The 16,385-nt window shown below is 58.5% G+C and carries 15 protein-coding genes; 6 read left to right on the top strand and 9 right to left on the bottom strand.

The window, feature by feature from the left end; all coding sequences use genetic code 11:
• Position 1: 1 nt before the first annotated feature.
• Positions 2 to 370 (bottom strand): succinate dehydrogenase, hydrophobic membrane anchor protein, encoded by a 369-nt coding sequence (gene sdhD, locus ACA044_RS21680; RefSeq protein ID WP_008071469.1) that lies wholly within the window; start codon positions 368 to 370, stop codon positions 2 to 4.
• On the bottom strand, positions 364 to 750 hold the full coding sequence (gene sdhC, locus ACA044_RS21685) for a succinate dehydrogenase, cytochrome b556 subunit (RefSeq protein ID WP_465808663.1): 387 nt from the start codon (positions 748 to 750) through the stop codon (positions 364 to 366). The genes sdhD and sdhC overlap by 7 nt, the downstream gene beginning before the upstream one ends.
• 349 nt (positions 751 to 1,099) lie before the next feature.
• Between sdhC and gltA the strand changes: the two genes are divergently transcribed.
• Complete coding sequence (gltA, locus tag ACA044_RS21690; protein ID WP_497443201.1) at positions 1,100 to 2,389, top strand: citrate synthase; 1,290 nt, start codon at positions 1,100 to 1,102, stop codon at positions 2,387 to 2,389.
• Between the two features lie 1,022 nt (positions 2,390 to 3,411).
• On the opposite strand, the gene ACA044_RS21695 is transcribed toward gltA, so the two are convergent.
• From ACA044_RS21695 to ACA044_RS21705, 3 genes are all read right to left on the bottom strand, one after another.
• The gene (locus tag ACA044_RS21695) at positions 3,412 to 5,070 is read right to left on the bottom strand and encodes a cation acetate symporter (RefSeq protein WP_497443202.1); all 1,659 of its coding nucleotides are present in this window, start codon (positions 5,068 to 5,070) and stop codon (positions 3,412 to 3,414) included.
• Entirely contained in the window at positions 5,067 to 5,378 is a 312-nt protein-coding gene (locus ACA044_RS21700) for a DUF485 domain-containing protein (protein ID WP_007894282.1), read from the bottom strand. Before ACA044_RS21700 ends, ACA044_RS21695 begins: the two co-directional genes overlap by 4 nt.
• Before the next feature lie 294 nt (positions 5,379 to 5,672).
• Entirely contained in the window at positions 5,673 to 6,524 is an 852-nt protein-coding gene (locus ACA044_RS21705) for a glycine betaine ABC transporter substrate-binding protein (protein ID WP_497443203.1), read from the bottom strand.
• A gap of 286 nt (positions 6,525 to 6,810) precedes the next feature.
• Here ACA044_RS21705 and ACA044_RS21710 point away from each other — a divergent pair, with 286 nt between their 5' ends.
• Positions 6,811 to 8,406, top strand: a complete 1,596-nt coding sequence (locus ACA044_RS21710) for a glycoside hydrolase family 17 protein (protein ID WP_497443204.1) — start codon at positions 6,811 to 6,813, stop codon at positions 8,404 to 8,406.
• 136 nt (positions 8,407 to 8,542) lie between these two features.
• Here the strand turns inward: ACA044_RS21710 and ACA044_RS21715 are convergent, their stop codons facing one another.
• A complete protein-coding gene (locus ACA044_RS21715) occupies positions 8,543 to 8,911 on the bottom strand; it encodes a hypothetical protein (RefSeq protein WP_497443205.1) in 369 nt (122 codons plus the stop codon).
• Positions 8,912 to 9,134: 223 nt separating this feature from the next.
• Here ACA044_RS21715 and ACA044_RS21720 point away from each other — a divergent pair, with 223 nt between their 5' ends.
• Both ACA044_RS21720 and ACA044_RS21725 read left to right on the top strand, forming a co-directional pair.
• Positions 9,135 to 10,436: a serine/threonine protein kinase gene (locus ACA044_RS21720; RefSeq protein WP_497443206.1), complete on the top strand. Its 1,302-nt coding sequence runs from the start codon at positions 9,135 to 9,137 to the stop codon at positions 10,434 to 10,436.
• On the top strand, positions 10,429 to 11,217 hold the full coding sequence (locus ACA044_RS21725; RefSeq protein ID WP_497443207.1) for an MlaA family lipoprotein: 789 nt from the start codon (positions 10,429 to 10,431) through the stop codon (positions 11,215 to 11,217). Before ACA044_RS21720 ends, ACA044_RS21725 begins: the two co-directional genes overlap by 8 nt.
• A gap of 191 nt (positions 11,218 to 11,408) precedes the next feature.
• Here the strand turns inward: ACA044_RS21725 and ACA044_RS21730 are convergent, their stop codons facing one another.
• Entirely contained in the window at positions 11,409 to 12,323 is a 915-nt protein-coding gene (locus ACA044_RS21730; protein WP_497443208.1) for a DUF808 domain-containing protein, read from the bottom strand.
• 134 nt (positions 12,324 to 12,457) lie between these two features.
• Here ACA044_RS21730 and ACA044_RS21735 point away from each other — a divergent pair, with 134 nt between their 5' ends.
• Positions 12,458 to 13,063, top strand: a complete 606-nt coding sequence (locus tag ACA044_RS21735; RefSeq protein WP_497443209.1) for a TetR/AcrR family transcriptional regulator — start codon at positions 12,458 to 12,460, stop codon at positions 13,061 to 13,063.
• 129 nt (positions 13,064 to 13,192) lie between these two features.
• Here ACA044_RS21735 and ACA044_RS21740 read toward each other — a convergent pair whose 3' ends face one another.
• Together ACA044_RS21740 and ACA044_RS21745 are read right to left on the bottom strand one after the other, a co-directional pair.
• Positions 13,193 to 13,651: an REP-associated tyrosine transposase gene (locus ACA044_RS21740; RefSeq protein WP_497443210.1), complete on the bottom strand. Its 459-nt coding sequence runs from the start codon at positions 13,649 to 13,651 to the stop codon at positions 13,193 to 13,195.
• A gap of 213 nt (positions 13,652 to 13,864) precedes the next feature.
• A complete protein-coding gene (locus ACA044_RS21745) occupies positions 13,865 to 14,305 on the bottom strand; it encodes a GlcG/HbpS family heme-binding protein (protein WP_497443211.1) in 441 nt (146 codons plus the stop codon).
• Positions 14,306 to 14,571: 266 nt separating this feature from the next.
• Here ACA044_RS21745 and gcl point away from each other — a divergent pair, with 266 nt between their 5' ends.
• Positions 14,572 to 16,347 carry a glyoxylate carboligase gene (gene gcl / locus ACA044_RS21750; protein WP_497443212.1) on the top strand — a complete coding sequence of 592 codons (1,776 nt, stop codon included), beginning with the start codon at positions 14,572 to 14,574 and terminating at the stop codon, positions 16,345 to 16,347.
• Positions 16,348 to 16,385: the final 38 nt, after the last annotated feature.

Below are 16,385 nucleotides of genomic sequence, written 5' to 3' on the forward strand. Positions count from 1 at the left end.
ATCAGATACCCCAGAGAATCTGCACACCCCAGACGAAGTAAGCGAACATCGCAACGCCGCATACTGCCTGGAAAAGGAAACGTACTGCAGTCGCGGACTTGCCCAGCGCCATCGGCGTCAGGTAGTCAGTCGCGATGGTCCACATGCCGACCCAGGCGTGAGCGCCCAGGGCTACAAGGGCCAGCAGACTGAAGATACGCATCCCGTTGTGGGCGAACAGGGCATGCCATTGGTCGTAGCCAATGCCTGGATTCGCAACGAGGTATCCGATCAGGAAGATGAAATAAGCCGCGAGAACGACCGCAGACACACGCTGTGCCATCCAGTCATAGAGGCCCGAACGCGATAGGTTCGTAACGCTGGTTACCATATCCAAACTCCCGCCAGAACGATCAACACCGCAGACACGGCGATAATGATTTGCGAGCCCAGTTTGCCGCCTTCCAGCGTCTCACCGATGCCCATATCCATAATCAAATGGCGCACACCGGCTACCAGGTGATACAGAAGAGCGGACAGGAGGCCCCATGCTACGAACTTGGCCAGCGGACTGGTCAAGCATGCCTTCACCTCGGCAAAACCTTCCTCGGAACCCAGAGACTTGCCCAATGCATACAGCATGAAGCCAAGGCCCAGGAAGAGGATGATGCCGGAAACACGGTGAAGAAACGACGTAACGCCGGTGATGGGGAGTTTGATGGTCCTTAGGTCTAGGTTTACAGGTCGTTGGCTTTTCACGGCTTTTTTCACACTGAAGAGCCCCTAACAATCAGGGCAAAGTTGTTGGGGAGTGCACTGGTCAGGTAACCACCACCCAGGGATGCGACCCCCAATAAAGCAGGCCCAAAAGCCCCTGGCGGTCGGTGGCCGAGTATAGACAGTTAGGCTACTAATGACAACGCGTTCACCTCCCCCTAATAGCTGATTGCACAAGTGAGATAAAAGGCGTAAATGGCAGTCAATTTCGAGGAAAAAGTCCGGTTAAAGCCTTCTGGAGCAAGACTTTAGGCAAATTGACATTCGAATTTATCTCACTATAGTGGTGCGGGCCCTGCGTGGGGGGTCTGTCTGATGATTTCAAGCATAAATAGGAGGCCACATGGCTGACAAAAAAGCGCAGTTGATCATCGAGGGCGCAGCCCCCGTCGAGCTGCCCATTTTAACCGGCACCGTTGGTCCCGATGTTATCGACGTTCGGGGCCTGACGGCCACGGGCCGTTTCACCTTTGACCCTGGTTTCATGTCGACTGCCTCCTGCGAGTCGAAGATCACCTATATCGACGGCGACAACGGCATTCTGCTACACCGCGGCTACCCGATCGAACAGCTGGCTGAAAAGTCGGACTACCTGGAAACCTGCTACCTGCTGCTCAACGGCGAGCTGCCGACCGCAGAACAGAAGGCCCAGTTCGTCGGCACCGTGAAGAACCACACCATGGTCCACGAGCAGTTGAAGACCTTCTTCAACGGCTTCCGTCGCGACGCCCACCCGATGGCCGTCATGTGCGGTGTAGTTGGCGCCCTCTCGGCCTTCTACCACGACTCCCTCGACATCAATAACCCGCAGCATCGCGAAATCTCCGCGATCCGCCTGGTTGCCAAGATGCCGACCCTGGCCGCAATGGTTTACAAGTACTCCATGGGTCAACCCATGATGTACCCGCGCAACGACCTGACGTACGCGGAAAACTTCCTGCACATGATGTTCAACACCCCGTGCGAGATCAAACCGATCAGCCCGGTGCTCGCCAAGGCCATGGACCGGATTTTCATCCTCCATGCCGACCACGAGCAGAACGCATCGACCTCTACCGTACGTCTGGCCGGTTCGTCGGGTGCCAACCCGTTCGCCTGTATCGCCGCCGGCATCGCTGCACTGTGGGGCCCTGCCCACGGCGGTGCGAACGAAGCCGTTCTGACCATGCTCGATGAAATTGGCGATGTCTCGAACATCGACAAGTACATCGCCAAGGCCAAGGACAAGAACGATCCGTTCAAACTGATGGGCTTCGGTCACCGGGTCTACAAGAACCGCGACCCACGCGCCACCGTCATGAAGCAGACCTGCGACGAAGTACTGAAAGAACTGGGCATCACCAACGATCCGCAACTCGAACTGGCCATGCGCCTGGAAGAGATCGCCCTGACCGATCCGTACTTCATCGAACGCTCGCTGTACCCGAACGTCGACTTCTACTCGGGGATTATCCTCAAGGCGATCGGCATTCCAACCAGCATGTTCACCGTGATCTTCGCCCTGGCGCGGACCGTCGGCTGGATCTCCCACTGGAAAGAAATGCTCTCCAGCCCGTACAAGATCGGCCGCCCGCGCCAGTTGTACACCGGCTACGAGTCGCGTGATATCACCAAGCTGGAAGACCGCGAATAAGACCTGTCTTGCGATAACGTCTTGAGCTGTACCGGAAACGGCCTCTATTTAGATAGGGGCCGTTTTTGTTTGTGGCCCTTGTGGGCCTTCGGCCCTTTGGTTGTGTACATATCCGTTTCTGCGGTAACGGCTTCTATTGGTTTCGCTCTTACAGCGAGTCACTTTGGAAAAACCCCAAAGTAACCAAAAGGCTTCTGCCCCTTTCGTTCGGTGCCTCGCCTAGGCTCGGCATGCCCTCGCTCCGGTCCTGCTCCGTGGGCCCGCCGCCATCGGCCATCCATGGCCGGGGGCGGCTAACCCGGCATCCATGCCGGGTTGCCCACTACGCAGAACCTCCACTCGGCCTCTCGAGGGGGCGGTGCATCAAAATCAAAAGCTGCAGGCGAGCTAACGCTCGGCCTGTTGGGTGGTGAAAAGCGCCGTGGTACGCCGCTCCATTGTGGGAGCTGGCTTGTCGGGTCGCCGCATCGCTGCGATGGCGACCTGACAGCCGACCAATCTCTCCCGGATGTACCCAGTCCAACTGTGGGAGCGAGCCTGCTCGCGAAGCCGTTGATCTTGCCGTTGCCGTTGCTTTGGCTTTGGCTTTGGCTTTGGCTTTGGCTTTGGCTTTTGATCTTGATCTTGATCTGCCGCCCCTTTCCCAGAGGCCGAACGCAGGTATTGCGTAGGGGGCACCGCGGCAAGGATGCCGCGGTAGCCGCCCCCGGCCATGGATGGCCGATGGCGGCGGGCCCCCGAAGCAATGCCGGAGTGAGGGCATGCCGAGCCTAGGCGAGGCACCGAATGGCGGGGCAAAAGCGCTTTGGTTACTTTCGCGTTTTTCGAAAGTGACTCGCTGTAAGAGCGAAACCATCAGCAGCCGTTACCGCAGAAACGGATATGCACACGATCAAAGAGCCCGGCCCGCTATCAGGCCACCTTCGCGGGCAAGCCGAACAGAGTGCGATAACCGCCCAATAAAAAATGCCCCGATCTCTCGACCGGGGCATTCGTTTTAGTGCGGCTTATATATAGAAGCCTTAGTGCGAAACCGCCCCACTCGCCCCCAACCCAGTCTGCGAACGAACAAACTGTGGGAAGAACAGCGCCCGCTCGTTCACACCCTCGGCCGACTTATCGGTGATCGAGAAGAACCAGATCCCGACAAACGCAATGGCCATGGAGAACAGCGCTGGGTATTCATACGGGAAGATCGCCTTCTCGTGACCCAGGATCTGCACCCAGATGGTTGGCCCCAGCACCATCAAGCCAACAGCACTGACCAGCCCCAGCCAGCCGCCGATCATCGCACCGCGAGTCGTCAGCTTCTTCCAGTACATGGAAAGCAGCAGTACCGGGAAGTTGCAGCTCGCCGCGATGGAGAACGCCAGGCCCACCATGAACGCGATGTTCTGCTTCTCGAACAGAATGCCCAGGCCGATCGCCAGCACCGCCAGGGCGATGGTGGTGATTTTCGAGACACGGATCTCGTCCTTCTCGTTGGCCTTGCCCTTCTTGATCACACTGGCATACAGGTCATGGGACACCGCCGAAGCACCGGCCAGGGTCAAACCGGCCACTACCGCCAGGATGGTCGCGAACGCTACCGCCGAGATGAAGCCCAGGAAGATACTGCCCCCGACCGCGTTGGCCAGGTGCACCGCCGCCATGTTGTTGCCGCCCAACAGCGCGCCAGCCGCATCTTTAAAGGCAGGGTTGGTGCTGACCAAGAGGATCGCGCCAAAGCCGATGATGAAGGTCAGGATGTAGAAGTAACCAATGAAGCCGGTTGCATACAGCACGCTCTTACGAGCTTCCTTCGCGTCGCTCACGGTGAAGAAGCGCATCAGAATGTGCGGCAGGCCAGCGGTACCGAACATCAGTGCCAGGCCGAGGGAGAACGCCGAGACCGGATCTTTCACCAGGCCGCCAGGGCTCATGATCGCCTCACCTTTAGGGTGAACCTTGATCGCTTCGGAGAACAGCGCGTTGAAGTCGAAGTTGACGTATTTCATTACCATCAACGCCATGAACGAGGCACCGGACAGCAACAGCACCGCCTTGATGATCTGCACCCAGGTAGTCGCCAGCATGCCGCCGAACAGCACGTACAGGCACATCAGGATACCGACCAGGATCACCGCAACGTGATAGTCGAGACCGAACAGCAGCTGAATCAGCTTGCCTGCACCGACCATTTGCGCGATCAGGTAGAACGCCACCACCACCAGCGAACCGCACGCCGACAGCGAGCGGATCTGGGTTTGCCCCAGGCGATAGGACGCCACGTCGGCAAAGGTGTACTTGCCCAGGTTGCGCAGGCGCTCGGCGATCAGGAACAGAATGATTGGCCAGCCCACCAGGAAGCCGATCGAGTAGATCAGGCCGTCGTAGCCAGAGGTGAACACCAGGGCGGAAATACCCAGGAAGGACGCCGCGGACATGTAGTCACCGGCAATCGCCAGACCGTTCTGGAAACCGGTGATCTTGCCGCCCGCCGCATAGTAGTCGGCGGCCGAGTTGTTTTTCTTGGAAGCCCAGTAAGTGATATATAAAGTCGCGCCGACGAACGCCACAAACATCAGGATCGCCGCGACGTTCAGGGGTTGTTTCTGTACCGCACCCGTGAGGGCTTCAGCCGCCCAGGCGCCAGGTGCAAAGGCTGCGATGCTCAATAGAGCCATTAGACGCCGGATCATTGCTGAGCCTCCTTGAGAATCGCATTGTTCAAGTCGTCGAATTCGCCGTTGGCGCGTCGCACGTAGATGCCCGTCAGGATAAAGGCCGAAACAATCAGCCCGACACCGATCGGAATGCCCCAGGTAATCGATGACTCAGGGCTGATTTTCGCGCCCAGGATATGCGGCCCGTAAGCAATCAAAAGGATGAATCCGGAGTACAGCCCAAGCATGATCGCCGAAAGAATCCAGGCGAATCGTTCTCTCTTGCTGACCAGCTCTTTGAAGCGCGAGCTGTTTTGAATCGAGAGGTAAATGCTGTCGTTCATTGTTTTTATCCTCGCAGCACAGATTTAGTTGGAACGGTATCCACTCTATGCGGCTGCCGGACAGGTTCCAGACGACCTTAGTATTAGAACGACATGACAGAGTCACCATTTTTCAGCATGCATTAAACAATGTGGGAGCGGGCTTGCTCGCGAAGGGGCCGTCACATTCGACATCTCTGTCGACTGACACTCCGCTTTCGCGAGCAAGCCCGCTCCCACATAAAAAAGCAAAAAGCCGCTTGGCAGTTACGCCAAGCGGCCTTGTAAGGTGCTGACCAGACGCTTCAGGTCAAATCATTTGGTCCAGTCGGCAACGCGATCCGGGTGTTTGGCCACCCAATCTTTCGCTGCTGCTTCAGGTTTGGCACCGTCCTGAATCGCCAACATGACTTCGCCGATTTCGTCTTTCGACGCCCACTGGAAATTTTTCAGGAACTTGGCGACTTCCGGCGCCTTGGTTGCCAGTTCTTTGCTACCGATGCTGTTCACGGTTTCAGCCGCGCCATAAACGCCTTTCGGGTCTTCCAGGAAGCGCAGTTTCCACTTGGCGAACATCCAGTGCGGCACCCAACCGGTGACGGCAATGGATTCGTTCTTCTTCTCGGCACGGGTCAGCTCGGCAATCATGCCGGCGCCGGAACTGGCCTTGAGGGTGTAGCCGTCCAGGCCATAGTCCTTGATCGCCTGCTCGGACTTGAGCATCACGCCTGAACCGGCGTCGATGCCGACGATGCGATTTTTGAAGCTGTCGTCGGTTTTCAGATCGGCAATAGACTTGGCCTTGACGTACTCCGGCACGATCAGGCCGATTTTCGCATCCTTGAAGTTCGGGCCGTAATCGACGACCTGATCCTTGTTCTTGGTCCAGTATTCACCGTGAGTCACGGGCAGCCACGCCGACAACATGGCGTCGAGTTTGCCAGTGGCCACACCCTGCCACATGATCCCGGTGGCAACAGCTTGCAGTTTCACGTCATAACCGAGCTTCTGCCGGATCACCTCGGCAGCCACGTTGGTCGTGGCGACACTGTCCGACCAGCCGTCTACATAACCGATCGTCACTGCCTTGCCTTCAGCACTGGCCATCGTAGAACTGATCGCCAGCACCAAAGCGGCACCTGCGCCCAAGAGTCGTCGCATCTTCATCGTTACTTCCCCGAAAGTGCTGCGCTCGACGGATGCCGAGCCGCTCAACGTATTGTTATGGTGCACAGCGCCCCCATCACGCCTCACCGCAAACTCGTTCAAACATCAGCGGAGTACTGACGATTGGATGATCAACCTGACGACCACGACGACCTGCTCTGCCAGCGACCTCAAGGCATCGAGAAACGACATCAGAAGGCCATTAATTGCAACCGCCGCAAATCCATCCGCCACCCCGCCCGAACTTTGCATGACAAAATTATGCAGGCCACCAAGCACGGGACAAATGCAGGTAACATGCGCGGCTTTGTTCCCAGACGGCCTGATCATGCCCGCGACATCCCGTTTTCCTTTTTTTGCTTATTTATTTGCCTGCCTGCTGGGGCTTTTTGCCCTCGGTGGCTTCTGGTATGGCCTCGGCAAACCGGTGATCCTGCCGGACGTGGCCAGCGCGACGCACAAGCTGCAATGCGCCTCCTACACCCCGTTCGACAAAGACCAATCGCCGTTCGATGTACCGTTCAAACTGCGCCCCGAGCGCATGGACGCCGACCTCGCACTGCTGGCAACCCGTTTCGAATGCATCCGCACCTATTCCATGACCGGCCTCGAGGCCCTGCCCGATCTGGCACGCAAGCACGGTTTGAAACTGATGATCGGCGCCTGGGTCAACAGCAACCCGGTGGACACTGCCAAGGAAGTCGACCTGCTGATCGCCTCGGCCAATGCCAACGCCGATGTAGTGACCTCGGTGATCGTCGGTAACGAAACCCTGCTGCGCAAGGAAGTGACCGGCGCGCAGTTGACGACGCTGATCAATAAAGTCAAAAGCCAGGTCAAACAACCGGTGACCTACGCCGACGTCTGGGAGTTCTGGCTCAAGCACCCCGAAGTCGCCCCGGCGGTGGACTTCCTGACCATCCATTTACTGCCGTACTGGGAAGACGATCCGTCGAATATCGATGCTGCGCTGCAGCATGTGGCCGAGGTGCGTCAGGTGTTCGGCAACAAGTTTGCGCCCAAGGACGTGATGATTGGCGAAACCGGTTGGCCGAGCGAAGGTCGTCAGCGCGAAACCGCCTTGCCGAGCCGGGTCAACGAAGCCAAGTTCATTCGCAACTTTGTGATCATGGCCGAGCAACAAGGCTGGCATTACAACCTGATCGAGGCGTTCGACCAGCCCTGGAAACGCGCCAGCGAAGGTGCGGTCGGGGGTTACTGGGGACTGTTCGACGCCGATCGTCAGGACAAGGGCGTGCTCGCCGGGCCGGTTTCGAACGTGCCGTACTGGTCGCAATGGCTGGCGGTGGGTGGTTTGCTCTTCATCGGCACGCTGATCCTCGGCGGTCGCGTTCGCAGCACCCGCGCGGCGTTGGTTCTGCCATTGCTCGGTGCGTTGGCGGCCTGTTCGATTGGCGCTTGGGGCGATCTGGCCCGTGTCACCACCCGGTTTGCCAGTGAATGGCTGTGGGTCGCCTTGTTGACGGGGTTGAATATGCTGGTGCTGGCCCACGCCGCACTGACCTTGAGCGCTCGTACCGGCTGGCGTGAACGCGCCTTCAATGCACTGGAACGTCGCGCCGGCTGGTGGCTGGCAGCGGCAGGTTTTGCCGCAGCGGTGATGATGCTGGAGCTGGTGTTCGACCCGCGTTATCGCAGCTTCCCGAGTGTCGCCTTCATCCTGCCGGCGCTGGTGTATCTGTGCCGCCCGGTGAGTGTGCCGCGCCGGGAAATCGCCCTGCTGACTTTCATCATCGGCGCTGGCATTGCGCCGCAACTGTATCAAGAAGGTTTGCAGAACCAGCAGGCCTGGGGTTGGGCGCTGGTGAGTGTGTTGATGGTGGCGGCGTTGTGGCGCAGTTTGCGGGTTCGCAAGGGCTGATCTTCTGCGTGCTGGCGGGCGTCTTCGCGGGCAAGTCGGATCGCCGCATCGCTCGCTCCTACAGATTTATGTCGACCGTGATAATTGCGAACGACTCTAAACTGTAGGAGCGAGGCTTGCCCGCGAAGGCTGACTATCAGGCGCTGCGAGAAGCCCGGACCAGGCGCAACCCGGCAATCACCACCGCAAACACCGCCAATGTAGTGTTGTACAACGCCAGCGCCGGAAACCCGAACACCAGCGCCAGCACCGCCAGCCACCACCCCGCTCGCCCAGGCAGCACAAAACCGATCACGGCGGCGGCCACTGCCGCCCAGCCCAACACCTTGAAATGAATCATCAAGCCCAGATTCGATCGAATCTGGCATTCCCAGCGACTGGCCTCGTCCACGCAGATGCCGACCCATTGAGCATCCTCCATGAAGCCATAACGCGCGCCATAACTGGCGGCCAGCCATAGCGGCAGGAGAACGAGCAGCAGAATCACGGGCAGACGGCGGGACATGAAGCACTCCAATAAACGAAATCGGCGGCCAGCTTAATCCCCCGCCCGAGGTAAGCAAGTGACATCAACAGATAACTGTTCATGAAATAGCTGCAAAGTGTATCGTCCGGCTACCGTTGCTCCGAAATCAGGCCTGTTTACTGCCCATCATGGCACTTTGGCGCATATCCGATGGTCATAGGCTGCGAACTTCATTCCGCACCTTCCTCTAAGGGATCTAGTAATGCTCCGTTCCTTGCGCTTCTTCGCCGCCCTGTTTGGCGGCTTGATTTTAAGTGCGTCCGCACTGGCGGCCGACATTGATGCCGCCAGTTACGGCTACCCCCTGACCAACCCGTTCGAGGCGACCATCGCCACGACACCGCCGGAGTTACGCCCGGAATTGCCGCTGGACGACGACATCAATCAGTCGGACCGCAGCGTCACGTTGCGCCCCGAGCGTGAATTCAGCCTGCCAGACAACTTCTGGCCGGTAAAGAAACTCACCTACCGCATCGCCACGCAAGATCAAGCCGCACCGTTGATTTTCCTGATCTCCGGCACCGGTGCGCGCTATGACAGTACCCTCAACGAGTACCTGAAAAAGCTCTACTACAAGGCCGGCTATCATGTGGTGCAGTTGTCGTCACCGACAAGCTTCGACTTCATGACCGCCGCCTCGCGTTTCGCCACCCCTGGCGTGACCAAGGAAGATGCCGAAGACATGTACCGGGTGATGCAGGCCGTTCGGGCGCAGAATCCGAAACTGCCAGTCACCGACTATTACCTGAGCGGCTACAGCCTCGGCGCACTGGATGCGGCATTTGTGGCGCACCTGGATGAAACCCGTCGCAGCTTCAATTTCAAGAAAGTCTTGCTGCTCAACCCGCCGGTCAACCTGTACACCTCGATCACCAACCTGGACAAGCTGGTACAAACAGAGGTGAAGGGCATCGACAACAGCACCACCTTCTATGAACTGGTGCTGGACAAACTGACCCGCTACTTCCAGCAGAAGGGCTACATCGACCTCAACGATGCCCTGCTCTACGACTTCCAGCAGTCCAAGCAGCACTTGAGCAACGAGCAGATGGCCATGCTGATTGGCACGTCGTTCCGTTTCTCGGCGGCGGACATTGCCTTCACCTCGGACCTGATCAACCGCCGCGGCCTGATCACGCCACCGAAATACCCGATCACCGAAGGCACCACCCTCACGCCGTTCCTCAAACGCGCGCTGCAATGCGACTTCGACTGCTACCTGACCGAACAGGTCATCCCGATGTGGCGCGCCCGCACCGACGGCGGCAGCCTGCTGCAATTGATCGATCAGGTCAGCCTGTATGCGCTCAAGGACTACTTGCACGACAGCCCGAAAATCGCCGTCATGCACAACGCCGACGACGTGATCCTTGGCCCTGGCGACCTGGGGTTTCTACGCCGAACCTTTGGCGACCGTTTGACTGTTTATCCATTGGGCGGCCATTGCGGCAACCTCAACTATCGCGTCAACAGCGACGCCATGCTGGAGTTTTTCCGTGGCTAAATACCCCCTGCTGATCGCAGCGTTACTCTGTGCAGGCGTCGCCAACGCCGACAACAGCAAAGCCAATGCACCTGTGGTGGTCGATAGTGACGGCTTCAAGGAACCGCTGAGCAAACTCAAATTCAACCCGGGGCTGGATCAGCGCGAGTTCGAACGCTCGACGCTCAACGCGTTGAACGTCTATGACCCGCTGGAAGAATGGAACCGCCGTGTCTACCACTTCAACTACCGTTTCGACCAATGGGTGTTCCTGCCCGTGGTCAACGGCTATCGCTACGTCACCCCAAGCTTCCTGCGCACGGGCGTCAGCAACTTCTTCAACAACGTCGGTGATGTGCCGAACCTGGTGAACAGCCTGCTGCAATTCAAGGGTCAGCGCTCGCTGGAAACCACCGCGCGCCTTCTGCTCAACACCACCATCGGTGTCGCCGGCCTGTGGGACCCGGCCACCACCATGGGGCTACCGCGCCAGAGCGAAGACTTCGGCCAGACGCTAGGCTTCTACGGCGTACCGGGCGGCGCCTATTTCGTGCTGCCGATCCTCGGCCCGTCCAACCTGCGTGATACCGCGGGACTGATCGTCGACTACACCGGCGAATCGGCGATCAACTTCCTGAACGTCGCCGAAGTCAGCTCCAACCACCCGGAAGTCTTGGCACTGCGCATCATCGACAAGCGTTATCAGAACAGCTTCCGCTATGGCCAACTGAACACGCCGTTCGAGTATGAAAAAGTGCGCTACGTGTACACCGAGTCGCGCAAGCTGCAGGTCGCCGAGTAATTCCGTCGGCAACAAAAAAGGCCATTCGATTTGCATCGAATGGCCTTTTTCATGTGCGGTGTCTCAAACACCACCAATCACTGTAGGAGCGAGCGATGCGGCGATCCGACTTGCCCGCGATAGCGGTGTGTCAGTCGACATCAATATTGAAGATGATATCGCCTTCGCGGGCAAGCCTCGCTCCTACAGGTTCAGGCTTTCACCGTTTTCCAAACCTTGCCGACAGCCATCACTGCGACCAACACCGCCGCACCCGCCACAATCCCGGCCACCGCATTCAGCAACGTCGGCACGATAAACCCGGCCCCACCGGCACCCGCGCTGACACCTTCGATCCAGTGATGAACCACCGGCACGCCGTGGGTCAGAATCCCGCCGCCGACCAAAAACATCGCCGCGGTGCCGATCACCGACAGGCTTTTCATCATGTACGGCGCTGCACGTAGAATCCCGCCGCCGATGCTTTTGGCCATTTGCCCAGGCTTCTGGGTCAGCCACAGACCGAGATCATCGAGCTTGACGATGCCGGCCACCAGGCCGTAGACGCCGATGGTCATGACGATGGCAATGCCCGAGAGCACGATCACTTGCTGGGTCAGCGAAGCATCAGCCACGGTGCCCAGGGTGATGGCGATGATTTCCGCCGAGAGAATGAAGTCGGTACGGATCGCACCTTTGATTTTGTCCTTTTCGAACGCCACTAGATCGACCGCAGGGTTGGCCACGGCCTCGACCAACTCTGCGTGCTCGGCCTGATCTTCAGCTTTGCTATGCAGAAATTTGTGGGCGAGCTTCTCGAAGCCTTCGAAGCACAGGTAAGCGCCACCCACCATCAACAACGGCGTGACCAGCCACGGAATGAACGCACTGATGGCCAACGCCGACGGCACCAGGATCAGCTTGTTGAGAAACGAGCCCTTGGCCACCGCCCATACCACCGGGATTTCCCGCTCGGCACGCACGCCGGAAACCTGCTGGGCGTTGAGCGCCAGATCGTCGCCCAGTACACCGGCGGTCTTCTTTGCGGCCATTTTGGTCATCAACGCCACATCGTCCAGTACGGTGGCGATGTCGTCGATCAGCACCAGCAAACTGCTTCCTGCCATGAATCAGGTTTCCTTCTTGAATGAATGGTGCGCAGCATAGCGCGACCCGAGGCCACACGGGGCATTCTTGAGCGCCGCGCGAGCCCGGTGCTACCATGCGCAACCGCCAGAACAGGCAAGGAACCCCTTGGTTTATGAGCACTATCCGCGAGCGCAACAAAGAACTGATCCTGCGTGCCGCCAGTGAAGAATTTGCCGACAAGGGCTTCGCTGCGACCAAAACCAGTGACATTGCGGCCAAGGCCGGGCTGCCCAAGCCCAACGTCTACTACTACTTCAAATCCAAGGAAAACCTCTACCGCGAGGTCCTGGAAAGTATCATCGAACCGATCCTGCAGGCCTCGACACCGTTCAATGCCGACGGTGTACCCGGCGAAGTACTGAGCGGCTACATTCGCTCGAAAATCCGCATCTCCCGTGACCTGCCCTTCGCCTCCAAGGTGTTCGCCAGCGAAATCATGCACGGCGCCCCGCACCTGAGCCCCGACCTGGTCGAGCAGCTCAACGGCCAGGCCAAACACAACATCGACTGCATACAGACCTGGATCGACCGCGGCCTGATCGCCCCCATCGACCCCAACCACCTGATGTTCAGCATCTGGGCCGCCACCCAGACCTACGCGGACTTCGACTGGCAAATCTCTGCGGTTACCGGCAAGGCCAAGCTGGATGAGGCCGACTATGAAGCGGCGGCGCAGACGATTATCCGGTTGGTGCTCAAAGGGTGTGAGCCCGACTGATAGACCGCGGTGCCTTCATCGCGAGCAGGCTCGCTCCCACAGGGTCGATCTGTGCACACCGGCTCTTCGAACAACCCAGATCCATTGTGGGAGCGAGCCTGCTCGCGATGGGCGCAATTCGGTTTCTGATCAAACCCAAATAGCATCCCACGGCGGATAGTCGCCAAGGCGCTCGACCAATCCCGCCCGCAACGGATTCGCCACAACATACCGGGCCAGCTTTACCAAGTCTTCCTCACGACGCAGCGCTCGATCATGAAAACCTTGCTGCCAAAGGCCGATCTTACGACCGGTGGACAAGTTCACCGCTTTGGTACTCAAAGATTTGGTCTTCTGCATCAGTTCACTCAGCGACCCCTGCTGCAACTCGATCAACCAATGGAAGTGATCAGGCATCACAACCCATGCCAACGAGTTAGCGCAGCCTTGATCCTGGGCAGTGCGAAATTGAGCGGCGACTAATCGGCCCAAGACAAAATCGTTGAAAACAGGTTCTCTACCGAGTGTGTTGGTGGTCAGGAGGTAAATTCGGTTTGGTTCGGCATAGCGACCAATGCGCAGGCGATGTGAAGCAGGTAAATCAGGCATCCTTTGCCCCTTTCATGATCAAGTCATGAAGAAGGCTAGTCCTGTGAATGCTTTTGGGTGGGGCAGACTTTTAGCTGGATGTGTCTGGTAGATGACCATCGCGAGCAGGCTCGCTCCCACATTGGTTCCGCGGCGGTCACAAATTTTGTGTCCACCATTGAACTACTGTGGGAGCGAGCCTGCTTGCGATGGCGACTGTTCAGACGCTGAAGATCAACCAACCACCCCCGCATCCGCCTTCAATCCCTGCGCCTCAACCGCTCTGATCGCACACTGCTCGTCAACATCAGACAGGTCCCCGCTGATGCCCACAGCTCCCAACACACCCCCATCCTGATCCCGAATCAACACGCCGCCCGGTACCGGGACGACGCTGCCCTGCCCCAGGCTATTGAGCGCGGCGAAGAAGGCCGGGCGTTGCTGGGCGTCCTGTGCCAGCAGGCGTGAGCCTTTGCCCAGGGCAATGGCACCCCAGGCCTTGCCGATGGCGATCTGCGGGCGCAGCAGGCTGGCGCCGTCTTCGCGTTGCAGCGTTATCAAGTGCCCGCCAGCGTCCAACACGGCAACGGTCAAGGGCGCGGCGCAGATTGCACGACCTGTGGAGATGGCCTGATTGGCCAGGTTGACTGCGATGTTCAAGGTTAAAGCGCTCATGGTGCCGTCCTCATTTTGTTATTGGGAAAGCCGTTGGACTGCTTTCTGTTGCGCAATCCGATGCAACAAATAGAACACAATTAATTATTTTTATGTATACAATAATTTTCGAAAAGCGCCACACTCGACGAAAAATCACAGTTCTTTAGGCTTCCGACGAATGAAACAGCCGATTGAGAAAATGGATTGACCTGCGCCGTCCGCCGTGAATACACTCTGCGCAAAGCCACTTGTATACAATTACAAAACGTAAGAGGCACAAAACAATGAGCAAAATGAGAGCAATCGAAGCCGCCATTCTGGTGATGCGCCGTGAAGGGGTTGATACCGCTTTTGGCATCCCCGGCGCCGCGATCAACCCGCTGTACTCCGCCTTGCAGAAGGTCGGCGGCATCGATCACGTCCTCGCTCGCCACGTTGAAGGCGCCTCGCACATGGCCGAGGGTTACACCCGCACCAAGGCCGGCAACATCGGCGTATGCATCGGCACGTCTGGCCCTGCCGGTACCGACATGGTCACCGGGCTCTACAGTGCCTCGGCCGACTCGATCCCGATCCTGTGCATCACCGGGCAGGCGCCCCGCGCCCGTATGCACAAGGAAGATTTCCAGGCCGTCGACATCACCAGCATCGTCAAGCCGGTCACCAAGTGGTCGACCACCGTTATGGAACCGGGCCAGGTGCCTTACGCGTTCCAGAAAGCCTTTTATGAAATGCGCTCCGGCCGCCCAGGCCCGGTGCTGATCGACCTGCCGTTCGACGTGCAGATGGCCGAAATCGAATTCGATATCGACGCCTACGAGCCACTGCCGCTGGCCAAACCGACCGCTAACCGCGTGCAAATCGAGAAGGCTCTGGCCATGCTCGATCAGGCTGAGCGCCCACTGTTGGTGGCAGGTGGCGGCATCATCAATGCCGACGCCAGCGAGTTGCTGGTGGAGTTCGCCGAGCTGACCGGTATTCCGGTGATCCCTACCCTGATGGGCTGGGGCACCATCCCGGACGATCACCCACTGATGGTCGGCATGGTCGGTCTGCAAACCTCGCACCGCTACGGCAACGCGACGATGCTGAAGTCGGACGTGGTGCTGGGCATCGGTAACCGTTGGGCTAACCGTCACACCGGTTCGGTCGACGTTTACACCGAAGGCCGCAAGTTCATTCACGTCGACATCGAACCGACCCAGATCGGCCGCGTGTTCACCCCGGACCTGGGCATCGTGTCCGACGCTGCTGCCGCGTTGACCGTGTTCATCGAAGTCGCTCGCGAATGGCAAGCCGCCGGCAAACTGAAAAACCGCAGCGGCTGGCTGCAAGACTGCCAGCAGCGTAAAGCCAGCCTGCAGCGCAAGACTCACTTCGACAACGTGCCGGTCAAACCGCAACGCGTTTACGAAGAGATGAACCAGGTGTTCGGCAAAGACACCTGCTACGTCAGCACCATCGGTCTGTCGCAGATTGCCGGTGCGCAGTTCCTGCACGTCTACAAACCGCGTCACTGGATCAACTGCGGCCAGGCAGGCCCTCTGGGCTGGACCATTCCGGCCGCACTCGGTGTGGTCAAGGCTGATCCGACCCGCAAGGTTGTGGCGCTCTCGGGCGACTACGATTTCCAGTTCATGATCGAAGAACTGGCGGTGGGCGCGCAGTTCAAGCTGCCGTACATCCACGTTGTCGTAAACAACTCGTACCTGGGGCTGATCCGTCAGGCCCAACGCGGTTTCGACATGGACTACTGCGTGCAGCTGTCCTTCGACAACCTTAACGCTCCGGAACTCAACGGTTACGGTGTCGACCACGTCGCTGTCGCCGAAGGTCTGGGTTGCAAGGCGCTGCGGGTATTTGAACCGGATCAGATCCAGCCTGCCCTGCGCAAGGCTCAGGAACTGATCGAAGAGTTCAAAGTGCCGGTGATCGTCGAGATCATTCTGGAGCGCGTGACCAACATTTCCATGGGCACCGAGATCAACGCCGTCAACGAATTCGAAGACCTGGCGCTGGTCGGCAACGATGCGCCAACGGCGATTTCGTTGCTCGATTAACTGGCCTGACACCTGTAGCAGCTGCCGAGGTACGAGGC

The organism is Pseudomonas sp. LBUM1673, assembly GCF_059695645.1.